The sequence below is a fragment of the Flavobacterium lotistagni genome, from assembly GCF_011392125.1.
In the GTDB taxonomy this organism is placed as follows: Bacteria; Bacteroidota; Bacteroidia; order Flavobacteriales; family Flavobacteriaceae; genus Flavobacterium; species Flavobacterium lotistagni.
On sequence record NZ_JAAJBU010000003.1, the window covers coordinates 148329 to 168877 of the forward strand.

General features: G+C 43.9%; 15 protein-coding genes and 1 tRNA gene. 10 read left to right on the forward strand and 6 right to left on the reverse strand.

Annotated features, from left to right (window positions below):
- Positions 1-3: 3 nt before the first annotated feature.
- Both G4D82_RS05430 and G4D82_RS05435 read right to left on the reverse strand, forming a co-directional pair.
- Positions 4-2598, reverse strand: a complete 2595-nt coding sequence (locus tag G4D82_RS05430; RefSeq protein ID WP_166335346.1) for a DUF7619 domain-containing protein — start codon at positions 2596-2598, stop codon at positions 4-6.
- A gap of 91 nt (positions 2599-2689) precedes the next feature.
- Complete coding sequence (locus tag G4D82_RS05435) at positions 2690-3127, reverse strand: retropepsin-like aspartic protease (protein ID WP_166335348.1); 438 nt, start codon at positions 3125-3127, stop codon at positions 2690-2692.
- A 195-nt stretch (positions 3128-3322) separates the two neighbouring features.
- On the opposite strand from G4D82_RS05435, the gene G4D82_RS05440 reads away from it, so the two are divergent.
- From G4D82_RS05440 to G4D82_RS05460, 5 genes are all read left to right on the forward strand, one after another.
- Positions 3323-4090, forward strand: coding sequence for a TatD family hydrolase (locus tag G4D82_RS05440; protein WP_166335350.1), 768 nt, complete (start codon positions 3323-3325; stop codon positions 4088-4090).
- Positions 4091-4155: 65 nt separating this feature from the next.
- A complete protein-coding gene (locus G4D82_RS05445; RefSeq protein WP_166335352.1) occupies positions 4156-5292 on the forward strand; it encodes a 1-acyl-sn-glycerol-3-phosphate acyltransferase in 1137 nt (378 codons plus the stop codon).
- Positions 5282-6307 (forward strand): asparaginase, encoded by a 1026-nt coding sequence (locus G4D82_RS05450; protein ID WP_166335354.1) that lies wholly within the window; start codon positions 5282-5284, stop codon positions 6305-6307. Before G4D82_RS05445 ends, G4D82_RS05450 begins: the two co-directional genes overlap by 11 nt.
- Positions 6308-6368: 61 nt before the next feature.
- Positions 6369-6455: transfer RNA gene (locus tag G4D82_RS05455), tRNA-Ser, on the forward strand.
- A gap of 538 nt (positions 6456-6993) precedes the next feature.
- Positions 6994-7473 (forward strand): DNA N-6-adenine-methyltransferase, encoded by a 480-nt coding sequence (locus G4D82_RS05460; RefSeq protein WP_166335357.1) that lies wholly within the window; start codon positions 6994-6996, stop codon positions 7471-7473.
- 2 nt (positions 7474-7475) lie between these two features.
- On the opposite strand, the gene G4D82_RS05465 is transcribed toward G4D82_RS05460, so the two are convergent.
- From G4D82_RS05465 to G4D82_RS05480, 4 genes are all read right to left on the reverse strand, one after another.
- The gene (locus G4D82_RS05465) at positions 7476-7676 is read right to left on the reverse strand and encodes a hypothetical protein (RefSeq protein ID WP_166335359.1); all 201 of its coding nucleotides are present in this window, start codon (positions 7674-7676) and stop codon (positions 7476-7478) included.
- Positions 7673-8443, reverse strand: coding sequence for a DpnI domain-containing protein (locus tag G4D82_RS05470; RefSeq protein WP_166335361.1), 771 nt, complete (start codon positions 8441-8443; stop codon positions 7673-7675). Before G4D82_RS05470 ends, G4D82_RS05465 begins: the two co-directional genes overlap by 4 nt.
- 49 nt (positions 8444-8492) lie before the next feature.
- Entirely contained in the window at positions 8493-8993 is a 501-nt protein-coding gene (locus G4D82_RS05475) for a helix-turn-helix domain-containing protein (RefSeq protein ID WP_166335363.1), read from the reverse strand.
- Positions 8994-9257: 264 nt separating this feature from the next.
- Positions 9258-11489, reverse strand: coding sequence for a TonB-dependent receptor family protein (locus G4D82_RS05480; protein ID WP_166335365.1), 2232 nt, complete (start codon positions 11487-11489; stop codon positions 9258-9260).
- Between the two features lie 203 nt (positions 11490-11692).
- On the opposite strand from G4D82_RS05480, the gene G4D82_RS05485 reads away from it, so the two are divergent.
- From G4D82_RS05485 to G4D82_RS05505, 5 genes are all read left to right on the forward strand, one after another.
- The gene (locus G4D82_RS05485; RefSeq protein WP_166335367.1) at positions 11693-12412 is read left to right on the forward strand and encodes a hypothetical protein; all 720 of its coding nucleotides are present in this window, start codon (positions 11693-11695) and stop codon (positions 12410-12412) included.
- 115 nt (positions 12413-12527) lie between these two features.
- Positions 12528-14492 carry a histidine kinase gene (locus tag G4D82_RS05490; protein ID WP_166335369.1) on the forward strand — a complete coding sequence of 655 codons (1965 nt, stop codon included), beginning with the start codon at positions 12528-12530 and terminating at the stop codon, positions 14490-14492.
- A 5-nt stretch (positions 14493-14497) separates the two neighbouring features.
- A complete protein-coding gene (locus tag G4D82_RS05495; protein ID WP_166335372.1) occupies positions 14498-15247 on the forward strand; it encodes a LytR/AlgR family response regulator transcription factor in 750 nt (249 codons plus the stop codon).
- 303 nt (positions 15248-15550) lie between these two features.
- Complete coding sequence (locus G4D82_RS05500) at positions 15551-18073, forward strand: RCC1 domain-containing protein (RefSeq protein ID WP_166335374.1); 2523 nt, start codon at positions 15551-15553, stop codon at positions 18071-18073.
- Between the two features lie 4 nt (positions 18074-18077).
- Entirely contained in the window at positions 18078-20531 is a 2454-nt protein-coding gene (locus G4D82_RS05505) for an RCC1 domain-containing protein (RefSeq protein ID WP_166335377.1), read from the forward strand.
- The last annotated feature ends 18 nt before the right edge of the window (positions 20532-20549 follow it).

A 20549-nucleotide genomic window follows, 5' to 3' on the forward strand; every position in this document is an offset into this window, starting at 1 on the left:
GCGTTATTCTTTCGTGATTTTAATCGTTTTGTACTGATTTTCAGATTTTAAAGATATAAAATAAATTCCCTTAGCCAAGTCTGTCAAATCTAAATCCGCTTCTTTGGCGTGAATTTCTTTTGTGAAAAGCACTTGTCCTAACACTGAGGTTACTGCTGCAGAATCAATCACGCTATCATGACTCAAGTGTAATTGGTGTACCACCGGATTCGGATAATATTTCAAACTTCCGTTCTCGAACACAGTATTGCCCAAGAAAGGCACAAACTCAGTAGTCCAGGTATTGGTTACGATGGCCGGATTGAAATCGAAGAAAATATCAGCCGTGTTCGGAATTATATCACCTATAGCAAACCCGGGTTTTGGCTTCACTTGAAACACAATATAACCATGACCAATGTTGGTTCCTTCTACCGATGGCGGCAATAAAATTCCGTTGAATTTCCAGGTCAAGCTAGCGCCCATTCTTTCCAAAATATACGGATGACTAGACTTGACCATTCTCACGCTGGTTTCATCCAGTTGGCTGTCTAGTACATCATTCACGCGAATATTGATGGCCTCGGCGGTTCCGGTATTTTCGAATCGGATGGTGTAGGTCAGATAATCGTTGGCGGTGAAACCCGAATGAAGCACTTTGCCTCCATGGCTTTCGCTCTTGTCATTAGGATCGTAGGAACCAATAATCACCTGTGAGTAGCTGCTTTGGTTGTTATCGGGGTTGATGTCGCCATTCGGAATCGTGATCGAAGCACTGTTGGTCAGCAAATTCCCCAATTGCACCGTCGGGATGGTCGGTACTTGCATATTGATAATAAAACTCCTGGTTTCATTCGGAGCCAGATTCGCAAAGTTGAAAGTAAAACCAGTAGCATTGGCTGCAACACCTGATTGAGAAACTGAAAGAATGCTGAGCAAATTGTCTTTGGTAAAACTAATGGTTCCCGATGGAATAGCCACATTACCCGCATTGCGATAAATTACTTGGTTGTAGTAAGTGAAACCAGGTCTTGGCGAAACACCATAAGGATAGATGAAAATCTCTAAATCTTTAAACGGAATTTGAGTTACCGCAAAATTGTAGGTCGTAATGCCCGAACCTGCCGGAACCGTTACGTTGTTATAACTGGCCGGACTTACAGTATACTGCGCCGCAATATTACTATTTACAGTATAACTCAAACTGTAAGAAGTAGCCGGATTGCTTTCGTATAAATAGTAGTCTGCGTTGGAAGCGACGTGGTTTACATTACCGCTAGCATTGATTTCGTAATGGAACTCACCCAAAGTAAAGTTTTGTTCCGAAGCGTCTTTAATACCGTTGGAGTTGGCATCTAAGAAAGCCACTAGTTTTATACCATCGGCAGTATTTAATGCCGTAGTAGTAGCGGCCGAAGCACTTACTGTGCCCACACTTCCGCCACCAGTTCCGGTTGCTGTTATTGATTTATACACAAAACCGTTGTTGATATCATTCTGCGTCAACGGATAAGTAGCACTAAAGGTTGTCGTATCTGCTGCACCGGCGGCCAACGAAATAGGATTGCCCGTTACATTAAGGCCTGTGCTGCTGGCTACCACATCGGTCAAACCACAACTGCTGAGGTTACTCACTGTAATATCATAATTAATAACATCGCCCACATTGGCTATTCCGTCGCCGTTGTAATCTACATAAGTTCCGGTGAGCGCCGCACTCAAGTAGCCTATTCGAATCATTATGGGTGCTGAATAACAACCGCTGCTGTTCACCACTGAGAAAGTATATTCCCCGGGTGCCAAACCGGTAATATTGGTCGTTACGCCACTACTGGTTCGGATTACCGTGTCGTTGCTATACAAACTCCAGGTGCCCACGGCGGGCATTCCCGAGAATTGAATGCTGCCCAAACCGCTAAAGCAGCTCGGTTGCGTCACGGTAGCGATAGGCGTGTTGACGCTGCAGCCAATACTCACCACGGCCATGCCCGGTGTACAGTTGTTGGGTTGGGCGTTTTCACATACCGCGTAATTGATGGTATAAGTTCCCGAGGGCGCGGGTCCGTTAGAGAAAATCACCGAGCCATTTGAAATCGACAAATAATTATTGGTCGAAGAAACCTGGGATATTGATACCTGATTCAGGGTAATAGGCAAGTTGTTCATCGTGTCGTTGGCTAAAATATCCTGAATGACTACCACAGGAGTTGTGCTGTTCGGCGTGTTGGCATAATCGCTCACGGTGCGGATTTGATTGGGCACCACACTCACAAAAACATCGGCTTGGGCACAATTACTCAAGTTGCTGGTCTCGCAAATCTCGTATCCCAAATAATAACTGCCTTGAGGCGCCGGTCCGTTGAAAATCAAAGCACCACTGGTCGGGTTAATCGAGAAATAACTGGTAGTGCCCGATACTTGGGAAATACTTACTTGGGAAAGCGTTACCGGAAAACCGTTCAAGCTATCATTGCCTAAAAGGTCTTGAATAACTACGCTAGTACCATTGCTGTTAATGGTGGTGCCATAGTCTGGGTTGGCTACAATTTGTGAAAAAGCCGCTGGGCTCAACAGCACAAACAACAATAAAAATCCTAAAAGCGTGTAATTGTTTTTCATGAGATTTCAGTTTAGAACCTCAAATGTAACAATAAAAGCCTCAACTTCAGGGTGGTGATTTAGAATTTGCCGCGCCTGACTTAGAATTCGATTATTTCAAATACAAACAGTGGTTGTAATAATCAATAATGCCTTTGCCTTGCAACAGAATATCGGCTCCGATAATGCCTTGCACCGGTTTGGCCTTGTGTTGCCTCAGGGCTTCATTCACATGCGAAAGGTCGAACACCACCAAATGAAATCCGCTGCATTTCCACCGCCCGATTTGAAGCTCGTTGTCTTTGGCCAGTTGGGTAAACATGCCTGTAGCACCTGCGCCTGCTGCTTTGGTAGCTGATTTTGAAGCCGTCAGGGCAAACAATTCAATGCCTTCAAAACCCACACAGGAGTTGCTTGCACCGGTATCGAGAATAAAATTCCCACGAACGCCATTAATACGCGCCTTGAGGAGCAAGTGCTGCGTTTTGGTCACTTTGAAACCGATTTTTTTGTATTTCCCTTTTTTCAGGATTTCGTGCAGGTCTTTCATTTTTCTGGCAAAGCCGCTAAGGTCGTAAAGTTTTGTCAAACGGCTCGAATTATTTATTTTGTTCTTCAGGAGCCGGGAACCTGCTGTGCGCTACTATCTTTTGTTCTGAACCCCAGAACAAAAGGATAACCGCTTCCATCAGGGCTAGGGCAATCGGTTAAAGTTGTACTTTTGCGGTCAAATCAAAAACAGGTTATGATTCTTACCGATACCCACACGCACCTATATAGTGATGAGTTTGACACCGACCGCAACGCCATGATGCAACGCGCCATAGCCGCCGGAGTGAGCCGCTTTTTTGTTCCCGCCATCGATTCTAGTTGTACTGCTTCAATGTATGAGTTGGAAAAAAATTATCCGGACAACGTTTTTCTGATGATGGGTTTGCATCCGACCTACGTTAAAGACAACTACCAAGAAGAACTACAGCACGTAGAGCAGGAATTGTCTAAAAGAAAATTCTACGCCATCGGTGAAATCGGCATTGATTTGTATTGGGACAAAACGCACTTGCGTGAACAACAACAAGCCTTTCGCCACCAAATCCGGTTGGCCAAGCAATACAAACTGCCCATCATCATCCATTGCCGCGAAGCTTTCGACGAAATTTTCGAGGTACTCCAAGCCGAGCAATCGCCAGAACTTTTCGGTATTTTCCATTGTTTTACCGGCACTTATGAGCAAGCTTTAAAAGCGATTTCCTTGAATATGAAACTCGGCATCGGCGGTGTGGTCACGTTTAAAAATGGCAAGATTGACCAGTTTTTGCACCAAATCGATTTACGTCATATTGTGCTCGAAACTGATTCGCCTTACTTGGCTCCAAACCCTTATCGCGGCCAACGAAACGAAAGTGGTTATTTGCTTGGTGTAGCCAACAAACTGGCAGAAATTTATCAAATACCTACAGCAGAAATCGCCCGCATCACTACCGAAAATTCTAGGCAGGTTTTTGGCATTTAATACAAAAAGTAGCCGAAGTTCTCAATTAATTTCGTTCATTTGCGCTACTTAAAAGAATCATTACAATGCAGAAATTTGATGCGATTCGCCCGTTTTATGACGCTGAGGTCAATCAAGGAATCCGTTCCTCGATCCACCACCCGATGATGAAAGCGCTGATGAGCTTCACTTTTCCCGATACGCCCGAAGAGGTTTGGAAAGAGCAATTGCTCAAAACCCATTCGATTCGCGATTTCCAATGCAATTTTATTTACCAATCCTTGCAGCGTGTGTTGCAAAAAACCTCAGACGGTTTTACCACTTCAGGCTTTGAAAAGTTAGAGAAAAACACCGCTTATCTGTTCATCTCGAACCACCGCGATATCATTCTAGACACTTCGCTACTGAACGCTGCCTTGTTCGAACATGGCTTGGTAATGACTGCTTCGGCCATTGGCGATAACTTGGTCAAGAAATCTTTTTTACTCACGCTCTCCAAACTCAATCGCAACTTTTTGGTCTTACGCGGTTTGCCACCCAGAGAACTTTTGCAAAGCTCAAAACTCATGGCCGAATACATCCACCAACTCTTGCGCCGCGAGAACCGTTCGGTCTGGATTGCCCAACGCGAAGGCCGCACCAAAGATGGCAACGATGCCACACATACCGGCGTTTTGAAAATGCTGGCCATGGCTGCCGATGACGAGAACCTGATGGGCTATTTCAAAAAGCTCAAAGTGGTTCCGGTTTCCATATCCTACGAATACGACCCGACCGACGCGCTAAAGATGCCGCAACTTTTAGCAGAAGCCAACAACGAAATCTACATCAAAGAAAAGAACGAAGATTTCATGACTTTGCTCAGCGGTATCATGGGCCAAAAGAAACGCATTCACATGCATGTGGGCGATATCCTCGATACCGAACTCGACCAAATTGCCGCCGAGAACGACAACGCGAACAAGCAAATTCAAGCGCTGGCGCAAGTTATTGACGATGCTATCCTGAGCAGCTACAAACTTTGGCCTACGAATTACATCGCCTACGATTTGCTGCACAAAACCAACCTGTATGCCGGCCAATACACCGAGAACGAAAAAATGCTTTTCGAGAGAAGGCTCGACATCAAGATTGACCAAGACAATCCGGTGGCTTTCGAAGGTTTCTTGAATATGTACGCCAATCCGGTGGTCAATAAAATGAAATACCAGAATGCTCACTAAACCGAACATACTGCTGATTTATACCGGCGGCACCATCGGGATGATGAAAGATTTCGCTACCGGAGCGCTCAAGGCTTTCAACTTCAAAAAATTGCTGCAAAAAATCCCGGAACTGCAACAACTCGATTGCCAGATCGAGACCATTTCGTTCGCCGAGCCGATTGATTCCTCGAACATGAGCCCGAAACTCTGGGTGAAAATTGCCACCATCATCGAAGAAAATTACGCCAAGTTCGATGGTTTTGTAGTACTGCACGGTTCTGATACGATGTCTTACTCGGCTTCTGCGCTGAGTTTCATGCTAGAGAATTTATCCAAACCGGTAGTGTTCACCGGCTCTCAGTTGCCCATCGGCGATTTGCGCACCGACGCCAAAGAAAACCTGATTACCGCCATCCAAATTGCGTCGTTGCAGCACAAAGGAAAACCAGTGATTGGCGAAGTCTGCCTCTATTTCGAGTACAAGCTCTACCGGGGCAACCGCACCACCAAAATCAACGCCGAGCATTTCAACGCCTTCGCTTCGCCCAACTACGCGCCACTAGCCGAATCGGGCGTACACCTGAGAGTGAACCCAGAATCGATACTGCCGCGCCACCACAAAAAACTCATCGTCCACAAAGAACTCGACGATCAGGTAGTTGTGCTCAAAATCTTCCCCGGAATTAACCCAACCGTACTCACAGCTATTCTAGAAATCCCGAACCTCAAAGGCATCGTACTAGAAACTTACGGCTCGGGCAACGCACCTAGTGAAGCCTGGTTTTTATCGGCACTCAAAAAGGCTATCAAAAACGGACTGCACATTGTTAACGTCACCCAATGCGCGGGCGGTAGCGTGAACATGGGCCAATACGAAACCAGCACCGGTCTAAAAAAAATAGGAGTAATCTCTGGAAAAGACAGCACCACCGAAGCAGCCATTACCAAACTCATGTACTTACTGGGTCAAGAGGTTTCGCCAAGTGTTTTCAAGACCATTTTTGAAACCTCGTTGCGCGGCGAACTTTCCTAAAAAATTAAGTTTTTTAATTTCAGAAACTCAAAAAAAATACGGTTATTTGCAGCCGAAAACTAGAGAGGTGTCCGAGTGGTTGAAGGAGCAAGCCTGGAAAGTTTGTATGTGGGCAACTGCATCGAGGGTTCGAATCCCTTCCTCTCTGCGAGACAAAAACCGAAGCGGGTAGCTTCGGTTTTTTTATTTCCAAAAGTGCGTCGAAAGCTCGCTTTCGTAAGCAATTTTGGAAATAAAAAAATAGAGCAGCTTTTCCAAAGCTGCGGTTTTGTCTTGACCACTGAGCCCTTTTGCGGATCACCGCAGGTAATCCCGAAGCTCGCTTTCGTAAGCAATTTTGGAAATAAAAAAATAGAGCAGCTTTTCCAAAGCTGCGGTTTTGTCTTGACCATCGAAACCTGTTAGGGATGTGTCATTTGCTCTTTCCAAAAGATATATCCAAGCTATATTCACCGTTTGGTTCACTGAGCAAGAAGTTTTCAAGTTCGGTTTTGTGGTTAAAGCCGCTTATTTTTTTTCGGTAGTCGGCGGCTAAATCGGGTTGCTCTATTTCAAGTTTTCTGTTTTTGCTGATGTTTAGGAATTCGGTTTTAATTTTCAACGTGTTTATAAATTGTTGAAAATGATCATATTATAATTTGTATGATCTAAATATTGATCTAATATTTGCTGCCAAATGATTTTGTATGAATACATCTTTTGAACGTTGCGAACAAACCAAAGTAGAATGGTTGACTCCTCCTGAGTTAGTAAAAATGTTGGGGGATTTTGATTTAGACCCATGTAGTCCAGTTAATGCGCCATTTTACCACGCAAAGCATTATTTTACGATTCAAGATGACGGATTATCTAAAGAATGGTTTGGTAGGGTTTATATGAATCCTCCCTATGGCAAAGGAATGGAGCTATGGATGGAGAAACTCAAATTACACGGTAATGGTATTGCTTTGATATTTGCTAGAACCGAAACAAAGTGTTTTTTTGAACATGTTTGGAACGATGCTGATGGAGTTTTATTTGTTAAAGGTAGAATAAAGTTCTATCATGTTAGCGGAGTACAAGCAGGAACACCGGGTGCGCCAAGTGTTTTTATAGCTTATGGAGTAGAAAATATTTTGGCTCTTGAAAATTCTGGTATTGCTGGTAAACTATTGCGATTACGTTAGTATCAAATTATTTCGTAGCATATAAATTCGGCAACGTTATATTCACCGTCAAAAATCCATGAATTTTCTTTTAGGAGAATTTTTAAAGCCTCATCTTCAGTATTCACTTTTTCGACAATTCCAATCACTTGAAGGTTTTCAAACTCTTGTCCATTTGGAGAAAGTGTGTTTCCCTCGGGTGAAATAAAAATGAACTTTTTCATGGTATGATTTTTTTGTAGTTACCTCGACCCATAAAATCAATGAGTCCTTTGTCACGTAATACTTGTAATTGTTGTCTGATTTTATCTTTTATGAATCGATTTTCAGGGTGTTTTGATTTTAATTGTTCTTCAAATTTATAGATTTCATCTAGTGTAAAACTTTCTTTTTTAATTTGTTGTACACAATCTAGAATATCCAATATCCAACCCTTAGCTTCTTTGCTTTTATCTCTTAAAAAAAGAGTTTTCTGATAAGTTTCTCTAACGATTTCTTGTTGAATAATTTTAGATTCTTTCACCAAAAATACCTTTCCGCTATCAGCTACTTTTGAAATATCGATGTTGCATCCGGTCCAACCCGCTCTTTTAGCGGTATCTTTTAAAGGGTTACGTTTGATAATAATTTCTGGCGTAAAGAATTGTTTAGGAACAATCATGAAGTTATCTACCTGCCATTGTTTGGTGTAAGTTAAAAAGAAAAAATTGGGATTGTTATCTGAATTGATTCGTTCAATCATGGTATTGTAAGCACCATCAGAAATAGTATTTGTTAGTTTACCACTTTTACTTTTAAGTTCGAATTCCTCGCGACATTGTTTACAATAAAAATCTGCTACGGGTCTATTGTTTTCAAATTCTACAAGCTGATTGTCTCCACAACTAGGGCAATAAGAATTATTCAAAACCCAATGCTCAGTTAAGAGACGGGCAATTTGAGAATTACTTTGGTAACCCTTTGCAATTTGTGTGTCAAAAGATAAATTCATATTCTGGTAGTAAATATAAAAAAGGGAATTATTATTTCAATAGATGGAATTATTTAGTTGATAACCTTCCATCCCCATCATAAACTCCACTCTCTCTCACCCTCAACCCCCACAACTCCCTTTCTTCTTTCTCACTAAACCCTTTTTTTGCCTTATAAGCGATGATTTGCTTTGCTCCATGCGCATCGGCTGTCTTGCCTTGGCTTAGATAGTCTGCCAACCATTGCAGCTTTTGCGCGGCGGCCCTTTTTTGTTCTAATTTTTCCAATCGACGTTGCCGACGCAGGCGTTCGAGTTCTTTCTCGCGCTCGTAGGCCATGAGGCATTCGTTGAGCAATTTTTCGTTGATGGGCTCCGGATGTTTCTTGGCGTGGGCTTCCCGCTCTTTGAGGTGCGATAGGATTGCGGCTAGTTTTCCTAGGGCAGCGGTAGGTAGCGAGCGTTTGCCGATTTCAAACATCGAGAACTGGCCTCGGGTGACGCCCAATAGCAAGGCCATGTCTTGTTGGCTTAATCCGAGTAGGGCACTGAGGGATTCCTTTTTTTTCATGACGTTTTTCTTTTGCTTTTGGCGCGAACAAGAATGTTGCCAACTGTTGCAATTTTCAGGTCAAAAGAAATTTGCAACAACTGTTGTTGCAATTTGAAATCAAGCTCAAAAATTGCAACACTTTTGTTGCAAAATGAATAGGCGCCGAAAAATTGCAACACTTCAGCCCAGACTTTGATTAACCAGACAAAGGAAATCTGCCCAAAAAATAAACCCGACACAAAGGCCGGGTTCGTTGGTGGTTGGTCATTACTTTCTCAGGTATTATAGCTTCATCCCTAAAGAAAGGTAAAAGGTGCGCGCATCGCCAGGCAGAATTCCCGGGCCGGGATAACCTCCCGAACGGCGCGTGGCGTAGGATTCATTGCTCAGGTTGTTGATGCCTGCTTTAATGTTGTAGAAGTTCAAGAATTGGTATTCGGCCGACCAATCCAACAAGCGGTAGCCGTCAAGTAGTCCGGTGGTGCCGTTGGCCGAAGGATTCTCTGTGTTATTGGCATCGGTATAAATTTTACCCGAAAGTCGGTATTGCAGCGTTGTTGAGAAAGCTTTAGTGCCCCAAGAAAGCCCGAAGCTGTGAATGTACCTCGGGGCGTTTTCTACACGATTGCCTGAAAGGTTGCTTTCTTGAATGGAAATGTCGGGAGCAGTTCCGCTGGTGGTGTAGGTTTTAAAATCGGTGTAACGTGCGTCGATAAAACTCATCGAAGCGAAGGCGTCAAGGTTACCGTAGGCTTTTTTCACACCGAACAGTTCGGTAATATTGACATTGACAAAACTCTCGATGCCTTTGCTGATGGTTTCTCCTAAGTTGGTTCGGTACAAGTAAGTGCCTTGTGTGGGATCGTTGTTCACAAACTGACGCACACCGCCAATTCGGTTGTTGTAGCTCAGGTAAAATACGCCCAAATCGAAGTTGAGGATTTTTTTATAGGTGCCGCGGTAGCCCAAATCGGCATTAAATCCATCGGCATCTTTTAAATTGGGGTCGATGACATCGGTCACTGCCGGCGGGGTCAAATCAGAGAATAAAACCGGGCGGTAGGCCTGCGAAATATTGGTGTAGAAGTTTGTGGTTCTGAGTTTGTATTCGAGTCCAAGACCAAATAAGGGTTGGCTTCTTTTTAAGGAAGTAGGTGCAAGCCATACCGGATTTCCGGCATTCACCCCAAACTGACCACTGGCTTCTGAGCGGATGTTCTCATAGCGCAAGCCCGGGGTGATGCTCAGTTTTTCGGTGACTTTGAATTGGTTCTCGGCAAAGAAAGCCAAGTTTTGAGTTTTAAAATCTAAATCACGTGCAAAATCCCCTTCAATACTTAAGTCATAACCAGAGCCTGTGGTGCCTTTGCCTTCTTGTTGGCGTTGGGTTTTAGCTTGGTAAGCGCGCACCCCAAAAGCGAGGTTGTTTTTTATTTTACCCAAGTTGAACTTGTAAATACTGCGAGTTTCGAGGCCGAAGTTCTCATAATGATCGCGGTCTACACGGCGGTTGGCATAGGAATCTGTAGCCGGATTAATCGCATCGGGGGTATTGGCAGCACTAGTAAAACCTACACTATTGCGCTGGCTCACGAGTCCGAAGAATTTGGTGTTCCAGGTCAAATGATCGCTGAGTTGGGTGTCTAGTTGCAAAGCAAAAACGTTCCAAGGCGTTCCAAACCAATTGCGCTCTCTCAGCGACTGACGCGGGTTGTCTTCAAACTGCGCATCGGTGAGTCCGCCGGGTTGCTGCATTTTGTAGTCCATGTTGGTGTATTCGGCAGAAAGCTTGGTTTTTTCGGTGAATCGGTAGGCTACAAAAGCATGGGTGTTGCGCACGTTGTATCGGTTGTTTTTTCTCCAGCCGTTGCCACTGCGTATATCATTATAAAGGTAATACGACCATTTTTTGTAATTCCCGCCAATCGCGTTGTAGGAACTTATCATATCGTAACTGCCCACAGTGGTTTGGGTTTCAAACGAGAACTTTTTGGTGTGCTCTCTTTTCAAAACATAATTGAGCATGCCGCCAAACTGAGGCCCGAATTGTAGCGAAGCACCTCCGCGAACAATCTGAAGGCTTTCTACCGCTTCCATCGGCGGATTGTAGTAAGCTTCCGGATACCCAAAAACATCCGATGAAATGTCATAACCGTTTTGGCGCGTATTGAATTCCCAGCTTCGGTTGGGGCTGAGTCCGCGAACCGCTATATTAACCTGAATTCCTGAGCCTTCGTTTTCCCAAACGGTAACTCCGGGCACTCTGGAGAAAATTTCACGGGCGTTGTTGGTGGCAAAATTTCCGTTGATATTATCGAGTTGGATGACTTCGTTTTTTTTGCCCGAAAATAAGACATTGTTTTTCACCTCTGGCAGGCGTTCAGGGCTTTGTTCTTTGGCAGTGATATTCACCGTATGGAGCACTACAATAGAATCTTTTTTCTGAATTGGGGTTTGGGCGTAACTTTTAACAAACAGGCTCAAAAAAATTGCGGGGAGTAAATATTTTGTCATGAGATGGATTAATTTTCGTGCAAAAATACAATCTGTTTTTATTTAGACAAATTATAAATAACAATATTTTCTCTTTTAACATTTGTTGGCTCAGGCAACATAAAAGAACAATTGTGTGAGTAGTTAATTTTCAGCAGAATAAAAAAAATAAAAGGGGATGAGGCATTATTTGACTATCTTCGACACTACTTCATTGGCACACTATGGTTAGTAAATTTACCTTTATCGTTTGTTTTGTTCTATTGGGTTGTGGTGCTTTCGCTCAAGGTTCAGGAGTTTCTATTACGGCCGCGCAAAGAGACACTACTACAGTAAAAATCAATCCCACTTTTTTGCTGCTCGGAACGCTCAATGATTATATTAAACACAATTATGGCGCCCGTCCGAACCAATTTGACCGCTATTACGATTATGAAAAACCGCTCATGGCCTTTGTAGACAGTTTGGCACAAAAAGAGTTCAAGTTGCAGTTTGCCGTGGAGAGAAGCGCATTCATTTCTGAGAAGCTGTCCCGAAAAATGGATTCGCTCTATAGTGGTGATGCTATTGACGAGAGTTTGATTAATCAGCAGCAAAAGAAATTCTCGTTTATACTTGGGGTGTATTTGCGTAATGGAGAGAAAATCAACAACGATTGTTATCAAATCCAACTGGCCAATTCTCCAAAGCACGACTATGTTTACCGCCTGTTGAAACAATTGGCTTGCTCGAAGGTGTTTTATAAAGAATTGCCAAGCAACCCTAGGCAACATATTTTTTATTTCCAACCCTCTGACGTACTGAAAAAATACCTGGACACTGCCCAAAGACTTACCCAAAAACTCATCGAAGCTCGAATTAATGCTATGCCTGAAAGACTCAGGAAACCCTACCGTGAAGCCAGAGAGAAAGAGCAGTTGAAAATTGCCGAGTGGATGAAGTAGTGTCTGACAAAGCATGCTTATAACAAGATCAGCTGTTTTAAGTAGCAAGCTCTGGACTTAAAATCCTTTTTTTATTCTATACCTTTGGGCTCGAAAATTTAAACCACTTTTTTCTATGCGCCTAGCCCCAAGCTACATCCTACTTTTTTTTCTGATTTTCCTATTTTCGACTTCACAGGCGCAAGATCGCCGAACGGATTCGCTTGAATTGGTACTTAAAAACCCAAAGCTTCACGATACTACGCGTTTGGCCTACATCGGAGAAGTGATGGATATGTATTACACCGACGCTGAAAAAAACTATTATTACCTCAATAATTTGCTTGGGAAAATTGTCTTGAAACATTATTCCAAAAAGAATCATTCGTCGCTGCATAAAGTATATACAGAATGGTTGAGTTCGTATTATTGCAATTTGGCCGCGCAGTGTTTTCACAGCAACCAGCAACAAAAAGCGCTCGCCTATCACGACAAAGCCATAGCTGTTCTGAGGCAAATTAAGTCGTATGACGAAATGTACGTGGTTTATTTGGTCAAGGCCTCGATTTGTATCAGAATCAAGAAAAGTAATTTGGCGATTCCACTGATTTTTGCTTCGCTCAAGCATTTTGAGAAAAATCCGCAAAAGAACAGCCAACAGCTCGCTTATGTCAATTCGATGTTGGCGCATGTTTATTCAGAGCAAAAGCAATATATTAAGGCCATTCAATACAGCCAACAGTCGGCTCATTACAACGATGTTTACTACGCAGAGAATCCGGTGAATCATACGTTGTATCTCAAAGCACTCGATTTAATCCATATAGCGGAATGTTATTGGCAACTCAAAAAATACCACCAAACCATCAGTTACTGTCAAAAAACTACTGAGCTAGCGCGCAAAGTGGAAGCTTTTACCATAGTGGGTTTGGCTTTGTCTAAAGAGGCAACAGCGCAAATGAGTTTGGCGCATTACGACCTGGCGCAAAAACTGTTTCAAGAGGTTTTGGACATGAAAACCTTATCAATGGCTAATGACGATACGGCTATATTGACCTCTATGGTGGGTTTGGGTCAGTTGTATTACAGAAAACAAAATGTTGCGCTAGCCCAAGTGTATGCGGATAAAGCCTATGCCATGTACCACAAAACCGCAGATATAAACCTCAAATTAAAGATGGTACGCCTACTGTATGATGTGAGTCTGGCCACCCAAAACTATCAAAAAGCGCTCGATGCTTATAAGCAAATTCAAACCATGACTGATTCAAGCAGAATACTCTCTGCTAAAAATGCCTTGGCCCAACAACTGCTCCAATACAATTATGAAAAGAAAGAGTTGAATTTAAAACTCGAAGCCGAGAAGAAAAACAACTGGCTCATTGCGCTCTCTGGCTTACTGTTGTTGCTTATCTTGGGCGGCGTTTTCTACTACCGTAACAGCCGTCAGAAGCAATCCATCGCCACGTTGGAGAAAAATCAAATCAAGCAAAAGCTGCTCATCACGCAAATGAATCCGCACTTTATATTCAATTCGGTACAAAACATCCGCAACCTGATTGACAATCACAAGAACGTGGATGCGGTGAAATACCTCGACCAGTTTTCGGTACTCACGCGGCAAATTCTGGAAAATTCCAACGAGAATTATATTGCTTTGGAAGAAGAAGTGGCGATGACTGAAAATTATCTGAGCATCCAGCAATTGCTCTACAACCACAAGTTTGATTACACGATTCGCGTAGAAGACAATATTGATCCGGAATCTGTTTTCCTACCGCCGATGCTGACGCAGCCTTTTATAGAAAACGCCATCAAGCACGGTTTGAGTGCTGTGTCAAAAAACGGAAAAATAGACATTCATTTTTTCTTGGATGCCGGAAAATTGTTCTTCGAGGTAACCGATAACGGAAAAGGGTTTGACGCCACCAAAAGCAGTTCGAATCACAAATCACTTGCGATGACCATCACCAAAGAGCGCTTGATTGGCTACACCAAAAATCAGGATTTCATTGTCCAAGCCGATAACTTAAAAGACCAAGACGAAAAGGTAGTCGGAGCCAAGGTGCGTTTTGAAATCCCTTATATTTACGAAAATTAGAAAGTATGTTACGAGCCATAGTCGTGGATGATATTGAAGCCATCCGAAAAGACCATATTGCCCTACTCAAAAATCATTGCCCCAATATAGCCGTAATTGGGCAAGCCGACTCGGTAGAATCTGGAGTTTCTATCATCAAACAGCTTGCGCCCGACTTGGTTTTTCTGGATGTGGAAATGCCCGACGGCAACGGTTTTGATTTGTTGCAAAAGCTCAAACCGTTTGATTTTAAAGTGATTTTTATTACCGGATACGAAGATTTTGCCATCCGCGCGTTTCGGTTCTCAGCTATTGATTATTTGCTCAAACCGGTCAAAGCCACCGATTTGGTTGAAGCAGTTCAGAAAGCCGAACAGTCGTTAAACAATGAAGTTTTGGAACTCAAACTCAGCAACCTTTTCGCAAATCTTGAACGTCCGAAAAACCTGCAAAAGCTGGTGCTCAAAACCGCAGACAAAATATATTCGGTAAACATTCAAGACATTGTACATTGCGAGTCAGATAAAAACTATACGACATTTCACTTCATCAATGCGCCGCAACTCATCGTGTCGACCAACCTTAAAGAATACGATATGATGCTCTCGCCACACAATTTTTTCAGAACGCACAAATCGCATTTGATCAACATGGCGTATTTTGATCATTTCATCAAATCTGAAGGCGGCAATAAAATCATTATGAAAAACAAAACTGCGATTCCGCTGTCGGTGCGCAAAAAAGACGAGTTCCTGATTTTACTCGATCACCTGTAAATAGCAAAATTCTAAAAACGATGCTCCTTTCATTTTCGACGTTCATGCTTCAAAATCGAACGTTGGTTCATCGGTTAAAATCGTCATTTGGTTTTGAAGTATTATTGCGTTGAATTTCAATAACACAAAAACAACTGCTTGTTAAAATTAAAGAAGGTAAAGTGTTTTTCTTGTTTTTCGCCTGCCAGTTGGATTCAATTAACCTAAGTTTGCAGTCCGTTTTTAAAAGGCAGATTTTTCACAGAATTCATTTATAAAAGAGCGGATTTAAAAATTGATTACCCATTTAACAAACTACAAAAAATGAAGAAGATTTACTTTTTACTGCTTACACTATTAAGCTTAGCCGTTCAGGGTCAAAATTACGACTACACGTTATATCATCCGTCTAATTCCGGCATTGCCTCGGCCAACATCAGCGACATCAAAACTGATGGCAATGGCAATTTGTGGCTGGCTACCTCTGATGCTTTAATCATGTTCAACGGAACTACTTTTACCAATTATACCCAAAACAATACAGGCGTTGAGCTATCGGTCTTACAAAAACTGGCCATCGACGGGCTCAACCGCAAGTGGGTAACAACGATGCAAAATGGTTTGATCATGTACAATGGAACCACTTGGTCACATTACCGCATGGACAACTCCGGGCTTCCCACCAATGTGATTAATGATGTTGCGGTAGATGCTTCTAACAATGTTTGGCTTGCCACGAATTCAGGATTGGTTCAATTCAACGGAACAACTTTTACCACCTATAATACTTCAAACTCACAAATCAGTGGTAATGTGATCAACTCTGTGGCGGTGAACAGTGCCAATACGGTTTATTTTACCAACAACGGAATACTAGGCAAACGCAGTGGGAATACTTTTTCGATTGTGGGTGATCAGGCAAACAAAATCCTTAGGGTTGTGGGCAACGATTTGTATGTAGAAAGCTATGGCGGTTACCTTAAATATACTAACGAGGACGTGGTGGCCGGTGTCGATTTCCAAACTTCGTGCATGCTCGATTGCCAAATGGGCGGATTGGATGTAGACCAGAACGGCAAAGTCTGGATTGGCTACTCACGCGAATGCAGAAGCGGCGGTGTGCAGAATTTTACCGATTGCCAAGCTTATTTCCCAGCAGCTCCGGGAACAAGTTTTGAATATACGAGCTGTCTCGAGGTTATTAACTCCAACACCATTTGGGTCGGGACATACGAAATGGGACTAGTGAAAATGACATTGAGCTCAGAACCTTGTAGTGCGCCCACCAATTTAACGGTCGGAGTAACTACGTCTACCACGGCTTCTTTCAGTTGGACGGCTTCATCGCCAGCACCTAATGGTTATACAATAATGATCAACAATTTACCGGTTCTTGGTGGAACGCCATATTATACCAACGGAACTTCAATCACAATCGACGGCTTGACTCCGAATTCTGATTACTACTGGTGGCTCGCTGCCGATTGTGGTAACGCACAAAGCCAGTGGGTTGATGGTGGGTTCTTCAATACACCGGTTCCGCCGCCGTGTTTTGCGAAAATGTCCAATAGTGACAACCACACACTGGCCATCAAATCAGACGGATCGCTTTGGGGTTGGGGCGAAAACGGATATTATCAAATTGGTGTTGGTGACACTGTTGATAAAAAATTCCCCACACGCATCGGGAACGACACAGACTGGGTAGCTGTTGCAGCATCTGGATTTCATAGCCTTGCCATAAAAGCCGACGGTTCATTATGGGCATGGGGACTTAACTCGAATGGCGAATTGGGAGACAACACCACGACCGACAGATCCACTCCGACGCGTGTGGGGACCGCCAATAACTGGGCTAAAATTTCGGCTGCCCAAGGTACTTCTATGGCCATCAAAACCGATGGAACTCTATGGGTATGGGGCGGAACCGTTTTGGGTTTTGGCGATTTCAGCAACCGATACGTACCTACACAACTCGGTACGGCAACTTACAAAGAAGTGTCAACTGCAGGTCAGCATACGCTTGCCATCCGAACCAACAATACTTTATGGGCTTGGGGATGGAACAATAACGGATCAGTGGGTAATGGTTCGAGCACAACCGTAATCTATACGCCAGTGCAAATCGGAACGGCTTCATGGAAGTCTGTAGAAGCCAATCAGGGCGTGAGTCATGCCATTAAAACCGACGGTACACTTTGGGTTTGGGGCGTCAATACCGACGGACGTTTGGGCCTTGGTACCACGACCAATGTAACCACTCCAACACAGCTTGGTTCATCTAACATCTGGTCTAAAATGGAAGTTGGGCTCGGATTCACCACTGCAATCCGAACCGATGGTTCACTTTGGGCTTGGGGCTATAATACGCAAGGACAATTGGGAACCGGAGACAGTAACTTCCGTCCAACACCGGTTCGCCTCGGGTTTGCCAATGACTGGACGCATGCCGGCGGCGGTGACCGTTACGCCATCTATCTTAAAACAAACGGTGACGCCTACACAGCAGGCTGGAGCCCGCAAGGACAAATGGGTCTGGGCCCCAATGTGATTCATAATACGATGGTACAAATAGCTTGCCCAGAATCTCCTTTGGCTGCAGACGACTTCACAGCCGAAAGCAAAATCAAAGCATACCCAAATCCGGTGACTGATATTTTGAACATATCATTTGATTCAGCAGTTGATTTGGTAGTCATTTATAATTTGATAGGACAAGAAGTATATGCTCAGTCACCTAATTCAAAAGATTTTAAAGTAAATGTTGCTCATTTGTCGGTGGGAGCTTATCTGGTGAAATGTACTTCAGGCAGTCAAATCAACACTTTTAAAATTATTAAGCAATAACACCATGAAAAGATTTTTTCTTATTGTACTCATCACATTCAGTCTTAAAGTCTCAGCGCAACAATGCTGGCAAACCGTGGTTGGCGGTTACGACCACAGCGTCGGCATCGGGCAAAACGGAACCCTTTGGACTTGGGGCCGAAACGACGAATACCAACTCGGTAGCGGCACTACCGTAGGTTTTGCAACCACTCCAACACAAATAGGAACCGCCACCAACTGGCAAACAGTAGGAGCAGGCTATCATTTTACAGTAGCCAAAAAGTCAGATGGAACGCTTTGGGCTTGGGGCAGTAATTATTACGGAGAATTAGGTGATGGGACAGGTGTTTACCGAAATACACCCACCCAAGTCGGAACGGCTACCAACTGGCAAAGTATAGCGGTTGGCTACCACCATGCTCTGGCCATTAAAACCAACGGAACGCTTTGGGCCTGGGGCGACAACAGCAGCGGTGAATTAGGCGATGGAACGACTACAGAACGCAACGCACCGGTTCAAATCGGGACAGCCAGCAATTGGCAAAGCATAGCGGCAGGCGATGGTTTTACAATTGCTATTAAAACCAACGGAACTCTGTGGGCTTGGGGATACAATTTGAACGGACAGTTGGGCGACGGGACTACCACCAACCGAAACACCCCGGTTCAAATAGGGACGGCCACCAATTGGACCACGATAGTAGCTGGAGGCGGTCACGTGCTTGCCAAAAAAAGCAACGGCACGCTTTGGACTTGGGGATATAACCTAAACGGACAATTAGGCAACGGAAACACCAACAATGTATTAACCCCAACACAAATTGGCACCGCTACCAACTGGCAATATTTAGCTGCTGGCAGCGAGCATTCAATCGCTACAAAAACCAACGGAACGCTTTTTACTTGGGGCCGAAATGACGAAGGACAATTAGGAACCGGAAATACAACCGATTTAACAACGCCCACCCAACTTGGTACAGCCACCGATTGGCAGGGTGCAGGCGCTGGTTCATTTGTGACATTTCTTAAAAAATCTGATGGCAAACTTTGGGTAGCCGGAGACAACAGCGATCTTCAATTCGGGAACAATACCTTCAACAGTTCAAACACTTTAATTTCTGTTTTGTGTCCGGCCAGCATTTTTATTCCGGCCATGTGTTGGCAGTCAGTTTCAGAAGGCGATTATTTTACGATTGGCAAAAAAACCGATGGCTCGCTTTGGGCCTGGGGATATAACTTTAACGGTCAGTTAGGTATTGGATCAGCTCAAGAGTTTTCAAATTTACCGATACAGATTGGCACTTCGGCTTGGCAAAGCGCTGCAGCAGGAGCTTCGCATGTGGTGGCCATCAAAGCCAACGGAACACTCTGGACTTGGGGCTATAACAATTACGGACAATTGGGTGATGGTACCACCACCAACCGAAATATACCGGTACAAATAGGAACAGCCTCTAACTGGGCCAGTGTGGCGGCTGGTGCTGATTTTACATTTGCCATCAAAACCGACGGAACCCTATGGGGCTGGGGCCGAAATAACTACAACCAATTGGGCAATGGGACGTACTTTAGCGAAACCACGCCATTACAAATCGGAACTGCGACCAACTGGAAAACCGTCGAGGCGGGTAACTATCACACTTTGGCCATCAAAACCGACGGAACGCTTTGGGCATGGGGGCGAAACATTTATGGTCAATTGGGTGATGGAACCGGGGCCAATCAAGACTTTCCGGTTCAAGTAGGTACAGCCACCAACTGGCAGGTCATCTCTGCAGGTCATAATCACAGTGTTGCTAAAAAAACTGACGGCACCCTTTGGACATGGGGTTACAATACCTATGGGCAATTGGGCATTGGATCTTACACCGATCAGAATACCCCGAGACAAGTCGGCACGGCCACTAACTGGCAAACGGCAAGCGCCGGAAATTCGCATACTTCGGCGGTTAAGACCGATGGAACACTCTGGGGTTGGGGCTACAACCATTACGGGCAACTCGGTACCGGAGGTAGCAATGACTCGACCACACCGGTGCAGGCGGGCACTTTAACCACTTGGAAAAGTGTCGCAGCCGGTTACAATGGAACCATGGGGCTTAAAACCGAACAATCACTTTGGGGCTGGGGATCGAACATTCACGGTGAAGTGGGCAACGGTGCTACTTCAACTCAATATGTTTTGGGCAACGTCGATTGTTACTCAAGTGTTTTGGGTAACGATAGTTTTGAATTCGCACAAGATAACCAAGCGAAGCTATACCCGAATCCAGTATCCGGTGTTCTGAATATTGCTTTGAACCAAGAAATCATGTCGGTTGCCATCTATAATTTACTTGGGCAACAGGTTTTGGTGAAAGAAATCAATGACAAGCAAGCAGCGATTGAAGTTTCGCATTTATCTGCCGGAACATACATTGTAAAGGTCAGCACTAAGCGTGGTGAAACCCAAGGTTTAAAAGTAATCAAACAATAGTCAACGATTTATAACGAT